The organism is Pseudarthrobacter sp. 01T43 (assembly GCF_056398665.1).
In genome coordinates, this window is record NZ_JBFTPV010000003.1 from 280,251 (window position 1) to 299,040 (window position 18,790).

Annotated in this window: 19 protein-coding genes; 9 read left to right on the forward strand and 10 right to left on the reverse strand. The window is 65.0% G+C overall.

What is annotated here, in order from left to right; genetic code table 11:
* Positions 1-210: 210 nt before the first annotated feature.
* The 3 genes from AC1DIM_RS04765 to AC1DIM_RS04775 all read right to left on the reverse strand — a co-directional run bounded on the left by AC1DIM_RS04765 (position 211) and on the right by AC1DIM_RS04775 (position 2,728).
* Complete coding sequence (locus AC1DIM_RS04765; protein WP_477709342.1) at positions 211-846, reverse strand: LysE family translocator; 636 nt, start codon at positions 844-846, stop codon at positions 211-213.
* Between the two features lie 72 nt (positions 847-918).
* Entirely contained in the window at positions 919-1,974 is a 1,056-nt protein-coding gene (locus tag AC1DIM_RS04770) for a zinc-dependent alcohol dehydrogenase family protein (RefSeq protein ID WP_477709343.1), read from the reverse strand.
* Positions 1,975-2,053: 79 nt separating this feature from the next.
* Complete coding sequence (locus AC1DIM_RS04775; RefSeq protein ID WP_477709344.1) at positions 2,054-2,728, reverse strand: aspartate/glutamate racemase family protein; 675 nt, start codon at positions 2,726-2,728, stop codon at positions 2,054-2,056.
* Between the two features lie 204 nt (positions 2,729-2,932).
* Here AC1DIM_RS04775 and AC1DIM_RS04780 point away from each other — a divergent pair, with 204 nt between their 5' ends.
* The 6 genes from AC1DIM_RS04780 (at position 2,933) to AC1DIM_RS04805 (ending at position 10,358) form a co-directional block, all read left to right on the forward strand.
* Positions 2,933-4,375 (forward strand): DUF3375 domain-containing protein, encoded by a 1,443-nt coding sequence (locus AC1DIM_RS04780; RefSeq protein WP_477709345.1) that lies wholly within the window; start codon positions 2,933-2,935, stop codon positions 4,373-4,375.
* Positions 4,372-5,028 carry a DUF4194 domain-containing protein gene (locus tag AC1DIM_RS04785; protein WP_477709346.1) on the forward strand — a complete coding sequence of 219 codons (657 nt, stop codon included), beginning with the start codon at positions 4,372-4,374 and terminating at the stop codon, positions 5,026-5,028. The genes AC1DIM_RS04780 and AC1DIM_RS04785 overlap by 4 nt, the downstream gene beginning before the upstream one ends.
* Complete coding sequence (locus AC1DIM_RS04790) at positions 5,025-8,432, forward strand: ATP-binding protein (protein WP_477709347.1); 3,408 nt, start codon at positions 5,025-5,027, stop codon at positions 8,430-8,432. Before AC1DIM_RS04785 ends, AC1DIM_RS04790 begins: the two co-directional genes overlap by 4 nt.
* Positions 8,422-9,666 (forward strand): Wadjet anti-phage system protein JetD domain-containing protein, encoded by a 1,245-nt coding sequence (locus AC1DIM_RS04795; protein ID WP_477709348.1) that lies wholly within the window; start codon positions 8,422-8,424, stop codon positions 9,664-9,666. The genes AC1DIM_RS04790 and AC1DIM_RS04795 overlap by 11 nt, the downstream gene beginning before the upstream one ends.
* Before the next feature lie 35 nt (positions 9,667-9,701).
* Positions 9,702-9,968, forward strand: a complete 267-nt coding sequence (locus tag AC1DIM_RS04800) for a type II toxin-antitoxin system Phd/YefM family antitoxin (RefSeq protein ID WP_477709349.1) — start codon at positions 9,702-9,704, stop codon at positions 9,966-9,968.
* Between the two features lie 117 nt (positions 9,969-10,085).
* Positions 10,086-10,358, forward strand: a complete 273-nt coding sequence (locus AC1DIM_RS04805) for a PIN domain-containing protein (RefSeq protein ID WP_477709350.1) — start codon at positions 10,086-10,088, stop codon at positions 10,356-10,358.
* 387 nt (positions 10,359-10,745) lie between these two features.
* Here the strand turns inward: AC1DIM_RS04805 and AC1DIM_RS04810 are convergent, their stop codons facing one another.
* From AC1DIM_RS04810 to AC1DIM_RS04840, 7 genes are all read right to left on the reverse strand, one after another.
* Complete coding sequence (locus AC1DIM_RS04810; RefSeq protein ID WP_477709351.1) at positions 10,746-10,940, reverse strand: hypothetical protein; 195 nt, start codon at positions 10,938-10,940, stop codon at positions 10,746-10,748.
* Entirely contained in the window at positions 10,934-11,272 is a 339-nt protein-coding gene (locus tag AC1DIM_RS04815) for a hypothetical protein (protein ID WP_477709352.1), read from the reverse strand. Before AC1DIM_RS04815 ends, AC1DIM_RS04810 begins: the two co-directional genes overlap by 7 nt.
* 153 nt (positions 11,273-11,425) lie before the next feature.
* A complete protein-coding gene (locus AC1DIM_RS04820) occupies positions 11,426-11,803 on the reverse strand; it encodes a VOC family protein (RefSeq protein ID WP_477709353.1) in 378 nt (125 codons plus the stop codon).
* 21 nt (positions 11,804-11,824) lie between these two features.
* Positions 11,825-12,304 (reverse strand): nucleoside deaminase, encoded by a 480-nt coding sequence (locus tag AC1DIM_RS04825; RefSeq protein ID WP_477709354.1) that lies wholly within the window; start codon positions 12,302-12,304, stop codon positions 11,825-11,827.
* 184 nt (positions 12,305-12,488) lie between these two features.
* Complete coding sequence (locus AC1DIM_RS04830; RefSeq protein WP_477709355.1) at positions 12,489-13,358, reverse strand: class I SAM-dependent methyltransferase; 870 nt, start codon at positions 13,356-13,358, stop codon at positions 12,489-12,491.
* Positions 13,359-13,396: 38 nt separating this feature from the next.
* Complete coding sequence (locus AC1DIM_RS04835) at positions 13,397-14,650, reverse strand: S8 family serine peptidase (RefSeq protein WP_477709356.1); 1,254 nt, start codon at positions 14,648-14,650, stop codon at positions 13,397-13,399.
* Positions 14,651-14,818: 168 nt separating this feature from the next.
* Positions 14,819-15,532 (reverse strand): nuclease-related domain-containing protein, encoded by a 714-nt coding sequence (locus AC1DIM_RS04840; protein WP_477709357.1) that lies wholly within the window; start codon positions 15,530-15,532, stop codon positions 14,819-14,821.
* Between the two features lie 719 nt (positions 15,533-16,251).
* On the opposite strand from AC1DIM_RS04840, the gene AC1DIM_RS04845 reads away from it, so the two are divergent.
* The 3 genes from AC1DIM_RS04845 to AC1DIM_RS04855 all read left to right on the forward strand — a co-directional run bounded on the left by AC1DIM_RS04845 (position 16,252) and on the right by AC1DIM_RS04855 (position 18,678).
* Positions 16,252-17,142: a DUF4352 domain-containing protein gene (locus AC1DIM_RS04845; protein ID WP_477709358.1), complete on the forward strand. Its 891-nt coding sequence runs from the start codon at positions 16,252-16,254 to the stop codon at positions 17,140-17,142.
* 709 nt (positions 17,143-17,851) lie between these two features.
* Entirely contained in the window at positions 17,852-17,998 is a 147-nt protein-coding gene (locus AC1DIM_RS04850; protein WP_477709359.1) for a hypothetical protein, read from the forward strand.
* 5 nt (positions 17,999-18,003) lie between these two features.
* A complete protein-coding gene (locus tag AC1DIM_RS04855) occupies positions 18,004-18,678 on the forward strand; it encodes a helicase associated domain-containing protein (protein ID WP_477709360.1) in 675 nt (224 codons plus the stop codon).
* Positions 18,679-18,790 lie beyond the last annotated feature (112 nt).

Here is an 18,790-nt window from a genome sequence, read left to right on the forward strand (position 1 = left end):
ATTACTGGCAGCCCCCGGCTGCACAATCATAGATCCTATAGGGTCTTTGATTAATTTGTGAAGCGGCTCACAATAACGAATCGGACACGCACGGTTTGTTTGCCCTGAGGCTGCTGGAGGAAGCGGCCGGTGCAGACGGCCGGGCCAACGACGTCAGGGTCTACTACAAGGGGGCTTCTCTCAGGAGGCGGGGACAACGCATGGTCACCATTACGTGGACACCAAGGATTTCACCAGGATTGACCCGCCGACACCGGTAAGAAGGGTCCCGGATCCACCGGTGATGATCCGTTTCACGCGAGGACGGGCCAACGTCGTGGAGACCTTCGCCAGCGCATGTACCAGCACGACGTACCAAACCAGCGCGATGAGTACAAAGATGCCCGCCATTAAGGCGTGCTGCCCCAGAGGGGGAAGCGTACCGAGATTGAATTGCGGGAAGAGGGAAAGATAGAAGATGGCGACCTTGGGGTTAAGCAGATTGCTCAGCATCCCCTGCAGGAACGGGGAACCTCCCCTGGATGGCAACTTGGGTTTTGACGCCGCTGCTTGGCGGCGGGAACGGCCAAAGGCCTCCAGCAGGGCGCTGATCCCCAAAAAGAGTAGGTATGCGGCGCCGGCGATCCTGATGACGGTCCCAAGAATTTCGGACGCCCCCAAGAGCGCGGTTACGCCGAACACAGCGAGAAGGGCGAGGATCGTGTTGCCGACCATGATCCCGGTAGCCGTTGATGCCGCCGACGCCGGCCCGCGGTGAGCGTTTTTCAGCACCAGGGCGAAGTCAGGGCCGGGAACGATAACTACGACGACGCAGGTCAATGCAAAGGCAATGAGCTGTTCGACCATAAAGAACTGCTTTCGGAGGGATGGGTTTCGGTCCGTTTAGCGGGCGCGCCGCAGCGCTTCCGAACGGCCGGGCTAGGGGGTCAGCAGGACTTTGATGGCGCGTCGTTCATCCATCGCGCGGTAGGCCTCGGGTGCTTCCTCGAGTGGCATGACGACGTCGAACACCCGGCCCGGGTTGATGCTGCCAGCCAGGACGTCGGCAAGCAGCTCCGGGATGTAGGTCCGGGCCGGGGCCATGCCGCCGCCGATGGTGATGTTGGTGTCGAAGAGGTAGCGCAGCGGAATCTCGGCTCCGCCCGTGGGAACGCCGACAAAGCCCAAAGCGCCGCCCGGGCGGACACTGTGCAGCGCCTGCTCCATGGATTCCTTGGTACCGACGCACTCCAAGACTGAATCGGCCAGAACCCCGCCGAGGAGTTCACGGACCTTCGCCACGCCCTCATCCCCGCGTTCCTCCACGATATCCGTGGCGCCAAATTCCCGGGCAATGGCCTGCCGGTCGGCATGCCGGGACATGGCAATAATCCGTTCGGCACCCAACCGCTTGGCTGCCAGCACCCCGCACAGGCCCACGGCGCCATCGCCGACCACAACGACGGTCCGGCCGGGCCCGGCCTTCGCGGCGAGGGCCGCGTGGTGGCCGGTGGCCATGACATCGGAGAGGGTCAGCAGGCTGGCGCGCAGAGCATCGTCAGGCTCAGTGATTCCAGGGACCTTAACCAGGGTCGATTCGGCCAGCGGGACACGGACCGCCTGGCCCTGGCCGCCGTCGATCGTCAGTCCGGCGTCGTCCTTGTCGCCCCAGCCAGCCAAGTGGTCGCAGGCAACGGTGACGCCGTTCAGGCACTGCGGGCACTTTCCGCAACTGATCACGAACGGAGCGATGACCAAGTCTCCCACGGCCAAATCGGTGACGGCGTCGCCGATGCTTTCCACAAGACCGATGAATTCATGCCCGATCGCAGTGGGGTTGTGGGTGGGCTTCACGCCGCGGTAGGGCCAGAGGTCGGAGCCGCAAACGCAGGCGGCGGTGACCCTCACGACAGCGTCGGTGGGCTGCAGGACGGTGGGGTAGTCGCGGTCTTCGACCCGGATGTCGCCGGGGCCGTGGATGATGGTAGCGCGCATGAAGACTCCTCGGATCGTGGACAGGGCCGGAGTCGAGTTTAGTTCTAATCGGTCACGTTTGTTCATCGGAGCCGCCCCGTCAACGGGAGGGAAGGACCGTGGCGACCGCTTCGACGGCGGAGCGGGGGCTCGTCAGGACGGGCGTCGCGAGCCCGGCCAGCAGGGCGGCGGCAGGTTCCATGCTCGCCTGGGCGAGAACGACGACGTCGCAGCGGCTTGAGAGCGCGAGCGCCGCCTCCGCGACGCGGGAGCGGTAGTCCTCCTCATCTCCCCTGAGGAACGCGTCCCATGCGCCGTCCACCACGCAGACCTCGACGGATATGGCGGATCCCTTGCCCGGGGCCTCCTCGGCGAGGACGCGTGTGGTCGGCTCCACGGTGCTTGTGAGCGCCGCAAGGACACCGATCCGCGGACCGAGTGCGACGGCCCGACGAAGCATCGGCCGATCGATGCGGATCACTTCCAGACCGTCTGCGGACAGCCCCTCGGCGACCTCGCCGAGCGTTGAGCATGTGCACAGAATCACCTCGCACCCCGCCTGACGGAGCTCGGCAATGTGGCCGGCCACGACGGCGCGCACGCGGCCCGTTGTGTTGTCCTGCCCGGCAAGCGCCAGAGCGTCGGGATCCACCCGGTGGACAGTGCGGCTGGAAGGCACGAGCTCCCGGCACAGGGACTCGAACGTCTCCACGTGGACCTGCGCCGTGTGGAGGAAGCCGACTGTGGCTGGACCGTCGGGGCGGAGTTCGGTCATGGAGCCTGAGACTAACAGAGCATGAGAGAGCGTTCATCAAAACCAGCGTTAAATGAGAGAGCGTTCGAAGGGAACCCGCATTAAGTGATAGAGCGTCCGAGGAGGACGGATTGGTCAACCCGGGACACGGCCGGTGGTCCCTGACCAGGGGCCAATCGCCTAGAGTGAAAGCCGACGACGTGACGCACCAAACACGGGACCCCAATGGACTTCTACGCCATCAATTCCCTGCGGGAGAACCATGCAGGCTGGTCACTGCTCCGTGCCCAGAACGCTCCTCTGGCCCTGACGTTTTTCATGGCCGCGTTCACCGCACCCAACCAGCGCAACCTGGGCCGGCAGGAGCTGATCGACGTCCTGGATGATGTGCTGTTCGGTCTCCGGGACAGCGAAGGCGAGGACAGGTTCCCCCGCGCCGCAGGTGAATACCTGGATGACTGGGCGGCCGACGAACGCCAGTGGCTCAGGAAGTACTACGTTCCCGGTAAGGACGAACCCCACTACGACCTCACGGCGGCCGCGGAGGATGTGGTTCGCTGGGTGGAGAACCTGCGCGGGCGGGACTTCGTCGCAACCCAATCCAGGCTCACCAGCATCTTCGCGGTGCTGAAGCAGCTGGTACAGCAGTCTGAGACGGACCCGGAGGTGCGGCTCGCTGAGCTGCAGCGCCAGCGGGACGGGATCGACGCCGAGATGCAGCGGATCCGCGACGGCAACATCCGCGTCATGACCGGCCCCGAAGCCCTGGACCACCTCCAGCAGCTCACCGCTCTGGCCAAGGACCTGCTCTCCGATTTCCGTGAGGTGGAGCAGAACTTCCGCAAACTGGACCGGCAGGTGCGCGAGCAGATCGCCACCTGGGACGGCACCCAGGGTGAACTGCTGGAATCGATCTTCGACAACCAGCAGGACATCAGCAGTTCCCTCCAGGGCCGCACCTTCCAGGGGTTCTGGGACTACCTGATGTCGCCCCAGCTCCGCACCGAGCTGCAGGACCTCCTGCAGAGAGCAACCCAAATCGAAGCCCTGGCCAAAACGGACAGCCTCAACGCGGTGGCCACCCTCCACCAGGACTGGCTGCCCGCCGTCGAGCAGACGCAGGCAACGGTCCGCCAGCTGTCCCAGCAGATGCGCCGGCTCCTGGACGACAAGGTGTTCCTGGAGAACAAACGCATCATGCAGCTGATCCGCAGCATCGAATCCGGTGCGCTGGGCACCCGGGAGGCACCGCCGTCGGGCGCCTTCATGGAGATTGACGCGCCCTCCGTGGACGTGGTGCTGCCCTTCGAACGGCCCCTCTATGAGCCCAGCCGCAAGGTGCTGGTGGACGACACCGTGGAAACGGCCGACGACGCCGACGTGGACGCCTCGGCCCTGTTCGCCCAGTTCTTCGTGGACAAGGAACGCCTGCGGGCCAACATTGACGCCATGCTGGCCGAGGCCGAGCAGGCCACCCTCGCCGAAGTCACGGACGCGTACCCGCTCTCCCAGGGCCTGGCGGAAGTGGTGGGGTACTACCAGTTGGCCACCGAATCCGACTGGGCCACCATCAACCCGGAACAGTCCCAGCAGCTGTCCTGGCAACTGCCGGACGGCACCGTCCGCGAAGCCACCATCGAACAGATCATCTTCGGAAGGCCGGCATGAACCCCGCCACCCCCACCACAGCTGACACTGAAACCCGCACGCCGGAGGAGCTTCCCGCCGTCGTCACCCGGCTCTTCAAAGGCGTCTTGTACGCGGAGAACGATGAGAAGCTGTGGCAGTCCCTGCTCGGGCTGACCTCGCACATGCGCGACTACGTCTCGGTGCTGGGCCTGGACCTGGTCCTGGACGAATCCGAGGGCTACGCGTTCCTGCGGTCCAAGGATGATCCGGACGGCACGCTCCCCCGGCTCATCGCCCGCCGCTCCCTGACCTTCAATGTCAGCCTCCTGCTGGCCCTGCTCCGCCGGCGCATGATGGAGTTCGACATCAACAGCAGCGAGGTCCGGCTCATCATGACCGAACAGGAAATCGCGGACATGGTCTCGGTGTTCCTGCCCGAATCCAGCAACGAGGCCCGCGTCCTGGACCGGCTGGGCACGGACATCAAGAAGGTGCTGGAGCTCGGCTTCCTGCGCAAGCTCAAGGGGCAGTCGGACACCTACGAGGTGGCCCGGATCCTGAAGGCGTACGTGGATGCGCAGTGGCTGGAAGAGTTCGACGCGCGGCTGGCTGACTACCGCGCAACGCTCGCCGGGGAGCCGCCCGCTCCGGCGGCCGCCGGCGGAGCAGCAGGGAAAGGGGAAGACCAGTGACGGCGGACTTGGGCACGGACCTGCAGGAGAGCCTGTTCAGTCTGGATGAAACAGCGGCCGACGGCGGCACTCCCCCGGGCTTCCGGCTGCACCGCCTGGAGCTGCTCAATTGGGGCACGTTCCACCAGGGGGTGCGCACGTTCCGGCTGGACGCGGCGAACAGCCTGCTCACCGGCGACATCGGCTCCGGCAAGTCCACCGTGGTGGATGCGATCACCACGCTGCTGTTTCCGGCGCACAAAATCGAGTACAACAAGGCCGCGGGCGCGCAGAAGAAGGAACGCTCCCTGTTGTCGTACGTCCGGGGCTTCCACAAGAGCGCCCGGAGCGCCGGCGGGGAGTACTCCAAGCCGGTACCTTTGCGCGCCACCGGCCAGCTGACCGTGGTGCTGGGCGTCTTCCACAACGCTGTGCTGGGCAAGTGGGTCACCCTGGGCATCACGCTGTGGGCCACGCAGGAGGCGGGGCAGCCGAACCGCTTCTATTCGCTTGCGGAGACGGACCAGAGCATCGCCGCGGACTTCAGCAACTTCGGCCAGGACCCGCTTAAGCTGAAGAAGAAGCTGCGCGCCGCCGGGGCCTCGGTCCATGATTCCTTCGAGCCGTACTCGGCGGCGTTCAAGCGCCAGTTCGGGATCAGCGGCAACCAGGCCATGGAGCTGTTCCACCGCACGGTGTCCATGAAGCAGGTGGAGAACATCACCTCGTTCGTGCGCAGCAACATGCTCGAGGAGGACGATGTCGCCACCCGGATCACCAACCTGATCCACCACTTTGACGACCTGAAGAAAGCCCACGACGCCGTCCTCCGCGCCAAGGACCAGATCGCCCTGCTGACCCCCATCAGGGACGGCGCCGCGCTGCATGCCGGGCTGACCGCCGAGGACGAACTGGCCCGCACACAGCGCGACCAGCTGCACCCCTGGTTCACGGACCGGAAGCTGCAGCTGAGCCTGGAGCACCAAACAGAGCTGGAACAGACGGGCGTCCGGCTCAAGGAGGACTCGGCCCGGCTGAACGGGGAGATCAAGCAGCTGCGCCGGGACCTGGCCGGGGTGGAGGAGGACATCCGCACCAACGGCGGCGGCCGGCTCGCAGCGATCGACGCCGAGCTGGCCGCTTTGGCCGCCAAGTCCGCCGAGCAGCGGCAGCGGTTCGAGGCCTACTCCGCCGCCGCCGCGGACCTCGGCCTGCAGGCCCCGGAGGACCGTGTCCTCTTCGACGCGAACCGGGCGGGAATCGCCGGGGTGGAACAGGACCTGGCAGCGAGATCGGACGCGTTGCACGAACAGCGCACCACGCTGTCCATGCAGCAGGCTGAACACTCGGCCAGGTCCGGGGAGATCAAAGCGGAGCTCACCAGCCTGCAGGCCCGGCGCAACCTGATTCCGCTCCCCCAGCTGGATATCCGCCGCCGGCTCTGCGAAGGCACCGGGATCCCGGACAGCGACCTGCCCTACGTGGGTGAGCTGCTCAAGGTCCGGGACGGCGAGGCCGCGTGGGAGGGCGCTGCCGAGCGGACCCTCCGCGGGTTCGCCCTCTCGCTCCTGGTCCCGGCGGAGCACTACGCCGCGGTCAGCAGCTGGGTGGACACAAACAACCTGCGCGGCCGGCTGGTGTACCTGAGGATCGGCGAGTCCCCTGCGCCCAGGGCCGCTGAGCCGGGGACGCTCGCGGCGAAGATCGCCATCAAGCAGGGCACCCCGTTCCGGGACTTCCTGCAGGACGAGCTCAGCAGCCGGTTCGACTACTTCTGCTGCGAGAACCTGGCCGATTTCCGCCGCTACCCGAAGGCGCTGACGGCCAACGGCCAGCTCAAAGGCGGCCGCGGCCGGCACGAGAAGGACGACCGCAAGGACCTGGCTGACCGGCGCAATTACGTGCTGGGCTGGGACAACCACGACAAGATCGCCGGGTTCCGCGCCGACCTGGACGAGGTGCAGGGCACCCTGAAGGTGGTGGCCGGCCAGCTGGACCGCGTCAACCAGCAACTGGGGGCGTTGGGCCGGCACAACCAGCAGCTGGGCACCGTCCGTTCCGTCACGGAGTTCGGCGAAATCAGCTGGCAGGCCACGGCCCGCAGCATCGAGGACCTGAAAGCCGAGAAGCGGGCCCTGGAAACCACCAGCGACGTCCTGCAGCAGCTGATGGCCAAGCAACAACAGGTCACCATGGAGCTGGAGCGGCTGGAGGAGAAGGCGGGCAAGCTGCGGGAGCGGCTGGGCGCCAACGAGAAGGACGCGCGGGACATCGCGGAGGCAATCGAGGAGTGCCGGGCTCTCCTGGGTGAAACGCCGGTGACGGACGACGCCGGGGTGCTGGCCGCCGTCGGACGCCTCGCCGAGGCAGCGCTCGGGGACAAACCGCTCACCTACAAGAACACGGCCACCGTGGAAAGCACCGTGCGGAGCGGCCTGACGGACACCATCGACGCACTGTCCAAGCGGATCGCCCGTGCGGCGGAGAGCACGGTCCGGCAGATGGCGGACTTCCGCAACAAGTACCCGAACGAAACCACGGACGTCGACGCTGCACTGGAGGCCGCGGCGGACTACAACCGGCTGCTGGAGCAGCTGGTGGGCAACGACCTGCCCCGGTTCGAGAATCAGTTCAAGGATCTGCTGAACCAGAACACCATCCGCGAGGTGGTGGCGTTCAATGCGTTCTTGGACAGCCGGCGGCAGAACATCATGGACCGGATCGGCGAGATCAACGAGTCTCTGGCGGGCATTCCGTACAACACGGGCCGGCATATCCAGCTGGAGCACCAGGCCACATCGGACCAGGACGTGCGCGAGTTCGGCAGCGACCTGCGCGCGTGCTCGGAGGGGACCATCGGCGAGACGGACCAGTACTCGGAGCAGAAGTACCTGCAGGTGGAGCGGCTGATTGACCGGTTCCGCGGCCGGGAAGGGCTGACGGACCTGGACCGGAAGTGGACGGCGAAGGTGACCGACGTGCGGAACTGGTTCACGTTCTCGGCGTCGGAGAAGTGGACGGAGACCGGCGAGGAGTACGAGCACTTCACGGATTCGGGCGGCAAGTCCGGCGGGCAGAAGGAGAAGCTGGCGTACACCATCCTGGCGGCGGCCCTGGCGTTCCAGTTCGGGCTGGGGTCCGGCAAGGGGGCGGGCCGGAACGCCGGCAGCGGCAGGAGCTTCCGGTTCGTGGTGATTGACGAGGCGTTCGGCCGCGGCTCGGATGAGTCCGCCCGGTATGGACTGGAGCTGTTCCAGCGGATGAAGCTGCAGCTGCTGATCGTCACTCCCCTGCAGAAGATCCACGTGATCGAGCCGTTCGTCTCGCACGTGGGGTTCGTGGCGAACACCAACGGCGACGATTCGCAGCTGCGCAACATGACCATCCAGGAGTACCGCGAGGAGAAGGAGCAGTATGCCCGCTGACTCCTGGACCACGCTGGCGGACCTGCGGGCCCTGTCGCTGAAGGCGTGGAGCAGCGGTTCGCTCCTGCGGGAGCTGCTCGAACCCACGGGACTGTACCCCCGGCGTCGTCCGTTGAAGCGTCCGACGGCGGCGGCCCTCCTCCGTGACTACGCTGCAGCAGGTGCGTGGGCAGGTGAGCTGTTTGCCGCCGCCGGTCCGTTCAGCCTGGAGACCGTGGAGGTGGGCCGGAGCACGATCGGTTCCAACCGGCTGCCCGCCGCTGCGGTGTTTGCGGCGGCCCGGGATGAGATTGGGTTCGTTGGAAAGACAAAGGACGCTGCCCGGTTCACGGAGCTTGCCGAGGGCATGGCGGCCCTGGACCCCGCTTTTCGTCAGTGGGTGCTGCGGCGGCCGCTCAGGCTGCTGGAACTCGGGGCCGATGCGCTGACGGCCGGGCGGGTGGCGCTGTGGCTGCGTGACAATCCTGCTCCAGGGGTTTACGTCCGGCAGCTCAGCCTGCCCGGTGTGCACACCAAGTTCATCGAGAACCACCGGAGGGTAATCGATGAACTGGCGGAGTGTTTGCGTTCGCCGGCTCTCGCGGAGGCGCCGCCCGTTGGCGGGGACCTGCCGGACGTCCCGGCGGAACTGGATGCCCTGCTGGGGCAGTCGGCAGCGCGCACACCCGCCGCCCGTTTCGCTGCCCGGCACGGATTCGTGCATCCGCCCGAACTGGTCAGGTTCCGGATGCTGGACCCTGCTGTACCCCTGCTCGGCGGTGCGCGGGACGTCACCATCACGGCGGCGGCGTTCGGCTCGCTGCGGCTGCCCGTGGCATCAGTGATCGTCACAGAAAACCTGGTGAACTTCCTGGCCCTGCCGGAGCGTCCGGGCTCGCTGGCGATCTACGGCGGGGGGTACGGATTCTCGTCCCTGCGCGACGCCGCCTGGCTGCGTGAGTGCGAAGTCCTGTACTGGGGTGACCTGGATACCCACGGCTTCCGGATCCTGGATGAGCTCAGGGCAGTGCACCCGCACGTGGTGAGCGTCCTGATGGATGAGGCCACGCTGCTGGAGCACCGGGACGTGTGGGGCAACGAGCCGCAGCCCTCCACCGCTGACCTGACGCGGCTGACGGAAGAGGAATTGGCGCTGTACCAGGCGCTGGGGAATGGCGCGTTTGGCCCGGCCGTCCGGCTGGAGCAGGAGCTGATCCGGTGGGAGTGGGCGCTCGAAGGTATCCGATTGCGTTGAAGTGCAGAATGCTACGATTGCTACGGAGGTGCGGCATGACTACAATTCCCCACCGCGAATTACGAAACCAGAGCAGCAAGATTCTGGAGCGGGTCAAGAACGGCGAGACCATCGATGTCACGAATAATGGTGAAATTGCAGCCACCCTGATTCCGCCAGCAGCCTCACCCTTCGAGCGCCTGCTCAAGTCCGGCGGCGTTCGACAGGCAGCGCAGAGCCCTGTCGACTTCCGGTTGCTGCAGCGTGTGGCTTCTGACGCCGGCACGGCAGAGATGATCGCTGACCTCCGCGGCAACCGATGATCGTCTACGTGGACACGTCGGCCGCCTTGAAGCTGGTGGTCGAGGAACCGGAATCCGGTCCCACCGCCGATTTCCTTTCAGAAGCCGGGGCAGCGGGGTGATCGGCTTGTAGCCTCAATGCTCCTCCACACGGAACTGCACTGTGCCGCCAACCGCCGCGGCCTGCCGCCGGAACTGGTCAACGCTGTCCTTGACGCATTGAACCTGGTGGACCTGACGCGCTCGGACCTCCTGTATGCGGCGGCCCTCCCGGGAAGACTGCGCAGCGGCGACGCGATCCACCTTGCCGCGGCGATCAGGCTTGAAACGCAGGCCCTGGTCGCGTTCGACAAGGAGCTTGTGAGGGCAGCAACTCAAGCCGGACTCCATACGGTCTCACCCGGCGGCTGACAGGGCTTCCGCCGCGCTCTACCGCTACGTCGATTCAAAGGAGATGCTCGTCGAGCTGATGGTCCACTCCGGTCGGACATCCGTCGGCGATGGACACCCCTGGCGGCTGGAGTGAGAACGCCAGAGTTTGGGCCTGCGCACTGCGCGGGCTCGTATCCCCGTCTGATCGCAGGGCTCCAGCGGGCCCGGGAATCCGTGTCCGACGAATTCGGATCCGCGCAGGAGACTACAATTCGGGGCCTGGCATCAACCGCTACCCGCGTGCCAACGGCACCCTGAGCCCCACTACTGCAACCATGGGCTGGAGCGGCGCCGTCCACCTCACCGGACAACTATTGAGGTAACCAAATGACAAGCTGCGGCCCTAATTGGTCGTCATCGGTGAAGTTAGCCATGAGAGTTTAGATCGAGCGTGTAGTGCAATAGCTTGTGCTCGACGCCGTTCTGCAAGACCGTCTTCGGGCTACCTGCGACTCTGCCAAAGCCCGCCCGCACCAAGACGCGCTGTGATCCAGCATTGGCGAGCGTCGTCATCGCGTTGATGGTCTGCAATCCATGCCCGCTCGCAAAAGCAATCACCAACCTGACCGCTCGTCCGGCATGTCCAAGGCCCGCTGCGTCCCGAGCGATGCGGTACCGAGTGAGGGCGAACCATCCCCGACATCGACCAGGTTGACCCGCCCCACCATCCGGTTCGTTTCGTCCCGCACGACGAAGAAGAAACAGCCTCCCGCTGATTGTTCATCCAGGAGCAACTGATGGCGCGCCTGGAACTGTAAGAAGTAGTCGTCACCGCGGTCCTGCACCCACTCCGCGAAATATTCGCGGTTGTCTCGTTCGAAAGTCAGCAGTTCCGAACTGACTCCGGCGCTCAACGGTTCTATCGTCGTCGAGGTTCCGGATGCATGTGGCATGTCAGCATGCTATCTACCCCAGAAGGGCGGCAGCGTCCTGACCGCCAACACGCTGCCGCGTCGCCCGTGGCCGCGGCGACTGAACCAGTCGAGGCCCTGGGACGGCTGGCGGGACGTGGGAAGGGGCTTGTTTGGGTTAGCCCCGGCGCCCGGTCAGGGTTCAAGCCGCTTGCGCAGGAGGCAGAACTCGTTGCCTTCAGGGTCAGCCAGGACGTGCCACTGCTCGCTGCCTGTCTGCCCGACGTCGGCCGGGCGGGCCCCAAGGGCAAGCAAGCGTTCCAGCTCGGCGTCCTGGTCCCGGTCCACCGGGTTGACGTCGATGTGCAGGGGGAGGCGTCCGGTGTGCGGGTTGCTGCTCGGGCTCAGGATGATGGTTGGCTGCAGGCCGCCGAACCCGGCGTCCGGGGGGCCGATCTCAATGGCACCGTCCTCCCGGCCCAGCTCGACATATCCGAGGACCCCTCTCCAGAACCCTGCGAGGAGTTCCGGATCGGAGCAGTTGAGGACCAGTTCGCTGATACGGGAGACCATGAACGCCAGTGTACTGCGGGCCTACTCGGCGATGTCCTCTGCCCAGAGGTCCGGGTTGTCGGACTGGAAGGTGCGCATCATGTCTACGGAACGCTGATCATCCAGGACCACCACCTCAACCCCGCGGGTCCGCAGGAGCTCCAGCTCGCCGTCGAACGTGCGTGCCTCACCCACCACCACGCGGGGAATTTTGAACTGCACGATGGTTCCGGCGCACATGGCGCACGGGGCGAGGGTGGTGTAGAGCGTGGTGTCCCGGTAGCTCTTCTGCCGGCCAGCGGCGCGGAGCGCCGACATTTCTCCGTGGGCAATCGGATCGGCGTTCTGGACCCGCTCGTTGTGCCCGCTGGCAATGACCACGCCGTCCCGGGCGAGCGCCGCCCCTATGGGGATGCCGCCCTCGGCCAGGCTCTTCCGGGCGGCCTGATACGCGGCTTCGAATGCGGGGTGGGCGGTGCGGTCCAGTTCCGGCGCGGCGGATGGGTGCTGCTCGTGGGTCATGGCGCCATTCTCGCACGGACTGCTTCCAGCACCTTGTCCGCACCGGGCCAACGTGCTCATGGTTACCCGCCCGGATCCGTCTCCCGGCCAGCAGCAGCGGATGGAACGACGACGACGGGACAACCTGCCGCCGTCGTCCTCCGTCAGCGGGGGCGAACGGCGGCCGCTGCCGTGAGGCAGTGCGTCAAGCGGGCGTGCGATCAGGTGCCGCCCCGTTCTCCCCAACCCTGGTGAGCGTGAAGATCCCGTAGCGCATGGCACCGGTGCGGTAGGCCAGGATCAGGCGAGGAATGCCCAGAAACGAGTTGCGGTTGCGTGCGCCGAGGGCCAGACGGCGTGTCTCGCGGTCGACGAGCAGGGCCTTCACGAGCCGGCGAGCGCAGATGGGCCAGGTGCGGGCGACGCGGCGGCTGACATCCTCATAGCCGGTGACCGTAAAGCCCGCCGACATGGCCATCGCCTCGTACTCCTCTCGCGTGCCCATCGAGGGCAGGCGCCCCTCGCGGCAGATCGGCTCGAGCAGGTGGTGGACCTTCCAGCCTCGAGCACCGGTCTCGGCGAGCCACGCACAGATGACGAAGCGGCCCCCGGGCGCCAACACGCGGTGCGCCTCGGCGAAGAACCTGGGCTTATCCACCATGTGCTCGCTCGACTCGATCGCCCAGGCGGCATCGGCCGAGGCGTCGGACAGCCCGTTGCCGAGCCAGTCGCGGACCTGGACATCGACGCCGGGAACCGGAGGCACGGCGGCGTAGCGGGCCTGCTCAGCGGACAGCGTGAAGCCGGTGACGCGGACCCCACGTGTCACCGCAAGGCGCCGTGCGGTGGAGCCGTAACCGCAGCCGATGTCGACGCACGCCTGGCCGGGCCTGAGGCCCAACCGATCGCCGACGGTGTCTACCAGCGCCTCGACAGCCTCACCGGGCGTCTCTCGGCCCGTCACCCAGAGCCCGTGATGGACATGCTCCCCCCACACCCGGCGATAGATGGGATCGAGCTCGTCGTAGTGATCCGCCACCGCCACGGCGTTCTGGGAGATATCCGGGACAATCACGCCACGACCCTACAACGGGCTCCACGCCGCCGGAAGGGTCAACAACCTAGCGCCCCGACCGCTCTGCAGGCGTTCACCCTGCCATGGGCCCAGTCAGTGCCGATGGCGCCAACTGCGTCGGTGGTGGATTCCACCTTGGCGCGGATGTCCGAGTTGGTGCCGCCGGGGTTGGCGCTGCGGGCGAGCGCGGCGACTGCGGCAACAATCGGTGACGCCATCGAGGTGCCGCTGCCGATGTCATACCCCTGGGAACGGTTGTATTCCCTGGCGAGGGTGAACCTGTGGTTGGGGAAGGTGGAGTAGACGCTGACACCCGGCGCTGCCACGTCCACCCACGTTCCGTAGGTGGAGAACGACGCCTTCTTGTCCTTATTGTCGGTTGCCCCCACAGAAATGACATTGGGGTACGCGGCCGGGTAATTCATGCTGGTGTTTCCCCCGTTGCCGGCTGCGGCAACCAGCACCACACCCGCGTTCCAGGCGTTGTTCACAGCGGTTTCCAGGGTGGTTGACGCGCCAACCACCAGGCTCATGTTGATGACCTGCGCACCATTCTTGACGGCCCAGTTGATGCCGTTCGCCAGGCCTGCGCTGGACCCTGCACCTGTGTCGCTGAGGATTTTTCCAGCCAGGATCCTGCACCCCGGGCACACGCCGGCGACGCCAATGCCGTTGTTGGCGGTGGCCGCGACGATTCCGGCGACATGTGTGCCATGGCCGTAGTTGTCGTCGTTGCTTCTGGACGTGGTGAAGTTAGTCCGTGCCACGACCTTCGGGTTGATGTCGGGGTTGTCCATGGCGACGCCGGAATCGAGGACAGCAACCCGGATCCCGGTACCGGTAGTGACGGTCCAGGCTTCGACGGCGTCCACGTCGGCGTCAGATGTGCCCGCAGCCACGGTCACCGTACCGTCAGTGTTCGTAAATGACTGGCCTGTATTCTGCAGCGCGTACTGGCGCAGGAAGTAGGTGTCGTCTGAGGCCGGAGAGACCACGTAGTCCGGTTCGGCATATTCCACCATCGGGTTCCGGCCCAGGGCTTCGACGAGCTGCAGCTCCTTCCCTGCCGGCACGGTAAGCAGGTGCGCGCCGGTGCTGCCGACGTCGGGCCCATCGGTAAGCCCGTGCGGGCGGAGGACGGCTGCGGCCGCGGCGTTGTCGCGGAACTTGACCAGGATCTGCCCTGCCGTGATGGCCGGGTCCGGCGCGGCATTGCCTGGGACGACACCGCCCACGAGGGTGCCAATAACCAGGAGAAGGGCGGCGAGACTCGCCAGCACAAGCTTTTTCATGGGCTAATCTTCCGCGCAGATGGCCCGGCTGGATAGGGGGAAAGTCCCTTGATTTGTTCCCGGCTGCCCGGGCAGTGGCCAGCGGGCAGTGCCAGAAGAACGACGGCGGGACTTGCCTCCCGCCGTCGTCCTTCCTAGGCCTGCACCAACGAATTTCCCCACTTGACGTCACGCAGGCCTGAAGTGCGACGCTACCGCCTCACGCATCTGCGCCACATCAACGTCGCCGGCTGGTTGCTCTGTCAGCACTTTGGTTAGTCGTTTCGGCCAGAGAACGTGAACGCCACGAGTCGAGAACGAGCCCCCGATTAGGGGCCAGTCCGCTTCGACGAAGCACAGTGCCCCGGTGACAGGGACGTCCCCGACGAGGTCGCGCACGACGTCGACCTGTTTGAGCACCCCGTCCACCAGTTTCGTGCAGTCACGCCGGCCAACGAGAAGCTTCTCAACGCGTGGGCGAAGGATGCCACCTTCGATCTTCAGTTCAGGCCGGCCCTTGTACCGCTTGGCGTCAATAACCCAGATCCCACCGGGAGTGATGGCGATGTGGTCGATGTTGGCCTTCGAGCCCGGGATGCGCCGGTCGTGGAGGACAGCCAGGCCGGCTGAGCCCATGGCATTCAGCCGAGCGCCGAGGCGTTCCTCACCGATCGCGCCCCGATCCCAGGCTTTGGTGGGTTGCCTCTCGTCCGAGAGGGCGACGGCAAGGCCACCGAAGCGACCCCACTTCTCGCGGAGCTTCTCCTCGTCCTTCGCCTTTCGGCGCTCATATTCCCGGCGGGCGGACGAACCGGCTACTCCAGAGTCAGAGGACAACGACTCATCAGCGGGTGGCTCGAGTTCGGGAGGCCGGTTTTCCGGAGCCTCGGTGGCACATTCCAAGCAGCGGACGGTCTTCGTCTCGCTTTCGTAGATCGCTTGTGTCCCGGCCGGCAGCGACCCGGCACACAGCCGACACGCTCCGGCGTACCGGAGCCTCATCTGCTTCAAGAGGATGAACTTTGGATCACCGGCACGAATACGGTCTGTTTGTAGGTCACGGCTGTTAGGCCGCGTTTGCGCTTTGCCATGGCTCCATCCTCACCTGGGGCGTGAGCTTTTCGCGGGCGTGCCGCGCGCAGCGGGGCGTTCTTGGCAGGAGCATTTCGACTCCCGAAACTCTCGCGGGTCTTAGCCAACACTTTCTTGTCACGAAGTTAACGATTCTATGATGCCGTCATCAAGATTCAGCGGCGCCCTCGGATCCACGACGACCTGCCAGCTTCGTGGCACCTCTCCATGGCGCTGGGCATCAACACGGACCAGCACAGCCCGCGGCGCCTGCACGACGGCGCCAACATCCTCTCGCTGCTGCTGAAGCACCGGTTGCAGTAGGTCATGCCGGTGCTGAACGACGTGATGTCCGATGATTTAAGTTCCGGCCCCGGGCCCGTCTGCAAGCCTAAACTCCGCGCTAAACGCAGCCAAAGGTACTTTAGTTAGAGTTTCAACAATACACAGTCTTTGTAACTAACACGCAAGATGCCACTCAGGCTTGTCATATTTGGGATTACGTATTGTCGTAAGACCCAAAAACCTTTTGCGTCTGCCATATTTGAGCCATGACAACACCAGAGTTCCCTGGGGCGGGCTCACAGCAGACTTCGCCCAACAACCCATCTCTCGCGCAGGCTGATCACGAGGCGTCAACGCAGACCCTCCCGCATCAGCCGGCGAAGGCTAAAAAGCCGTTGAACATACTGGGGCTCATCGCCCTCATCGCAGCAGCGCTCGGGTTCATCTTCGCCTGCATGCCCGGAGCCCTGATCGTTGGCTGGATTCTGCTGCCGATCGCATTCGTTCTGGCTCTCGTTTCTCTGTTCCTTAAAGACAAACCCAAGGGCATGGGCATCACTGCCTTGATCCTGTCAATCGTTGGAACAATTGTCGGCTTCGTCGTATTTTTCTCCGTCGTCGGGTCGGCGGCCAGCAATGCATTCGGCAGCGGCGACACGAAAGTTGTAGCACCGTCCGGGGATACAGGCGCCACTAACGGCGGGGCAGCGGACGCTCCCGCTGCCAAAACCGGGACCCGCGAGACCCCACATCCGATCGGCTCGGTCATTGAGTCCAAGGACTGGCGCGTTGTGGTCAACTCGGTCACCCTTGCTGCCACAGGCGCTGTTGTCGCTGCCAACCAATTCAACGACCCGCCTGCCGCGGGTTCGGAGTATATCCTCGTGAACTACTCGGTCACCTACATCGGCGATGACGCCAACGGGCAGACGCCTTCGTTCGTGTCAGTCGAATACGTGACAGCGGACGGCAGGACTGTGAACAGCTACGACAAGCCCGTCGTAGAACCGGATCCCATCAGCTCGAACGCGCTCTTTAAGGGCGGCTCGGCAACAGGGAACAAGGCTTTTGAAGTGCCGTCGGCCACCGCGTCTCAAGGCGTTCTCGCCGTCAGGGCGGGCATGTTTGGTGACAAGGTATTCGTGGCAGCCAAATAAAACTCAGAGGAAGTTCGCGAAGCCCCCGGCTGATCAGCTGGGGGCTTCGCTGTGCCGCCCTCCGGAACTGAGGCGGTGCACTCGGGACTACTACGGGTGTACCAGCACGTCACCGCCGTGTCGCCGCGGTTGACGAGGGTGTCGAATCCCCGATCCACCTGTTCCCTTAGCGAGATCGGGCCCCTTCGTATTTCCTGCTAGCCGACCAGAACCGCGAACTTTTCCGGCATTCACGCATGAGGGACTCAACGTATATTTCGTGCTGGAATGCCTTGGAGCACGAATCTGCCGCCATGTGGAAGATTTACGGGGAGAACAAGGGCATTGCCATAACCTCAAACTTGGGGTGACGTAAAGAGGAGCATTAAGATTGACAAACTTTCGATTGCCCACGGAGCACCTGCAGGGCGTTGCTCAAGCGAATATGAACGTCATCTACATAGCATTTGTGACGTTCCTGATACGGTTCCACCTCCGCGATGGGGCCAACAGTATAGCCAGCGGCACCTACACCACGTGTCCGATGCCTTGAGCCGCTATGAAGCTGAAGATTCCGCACAACTACTTTGCCGTCTGGATAATTGCCCCTCGGCAAACCGAGCCGGGGTGCGGCCAAGGTCTCTGTTGCCAGATACTGGGCCTGCACCACTTTTGGGAGGGCTCCGGGGCACAGGCTCCGGGGACCCAGTGAGCCAATTAGGCTGATCCAGTGGAAATCACCCGAATACTACAGATGGCCGACGGCAATATCGACCACGCACCCGCAGAAGGGGACAGCTACGACAACGCCAAGGTGGCCCTTGAGGCCGCTCAACCCGGGGATACCAAGCTGATCGACCTCCACACGGAAGCCTGAGCGGTATGCCCGAACAGAAGCGGACAGCCCCGCACCCGGAATGGGTCCAGATGTACCGGCAAGGCCTCACCACCGCCCAAATCGCCGTCACTACGGGCGCCGCCCAAAGCACCGTCCGCTACCATCTGGCCATCGCTGCCGCGGCGGAACCCTCGATTCGGGGTGACCACCACAACGCCGCCCGCCCCACACCGTCGACCCGGGTCACGACAGAGGGGCTGCGAAACCTCACCGACACCATCGCCCTGTTCAAGTCCGAAGGCCGGCTTCCCTCGTCCAAGTCCCCCTCAGCACGTGAACGGGCCCTGGCCACCTGGCTCCTCCGACGACGCCAGGACCACGACCGTGGCACCCTCTCCCCCACCTACAGCGACGCCCTCCAAGAGATCCCCGGATGGGCGCAACGCACCCGCACGTCCAACGACGAAGCACGTTGGACACGGCGCCTGTACGAGCTCACCGCCTACATGGCCGCCGGGAACGACTGGCCCCGCCACAAGAAGACCGACACCGAAGAAGAACGGGTCCTTGGCATGTGGCTTCACATCCAACGCATGAAATACCGCCGCAACGAATTGGACGCTGAGAAAGAAACACAATTGAACACGGTCCTTCCCCGCTGGCGCGACGGTAGGAAGCGCGGCCGCCCACCCGGAGCCCGGAACATCCGCAAAAGATGACATCCGCGGCGGACCACCCTAAGCTTCACGGCGGTTCCAGTACTCGGCCTGCAGCTCCACGGGGCGGCTACCGACACATGGTCCGACCTGCGCCTGACTGGGTGGTTTTGAA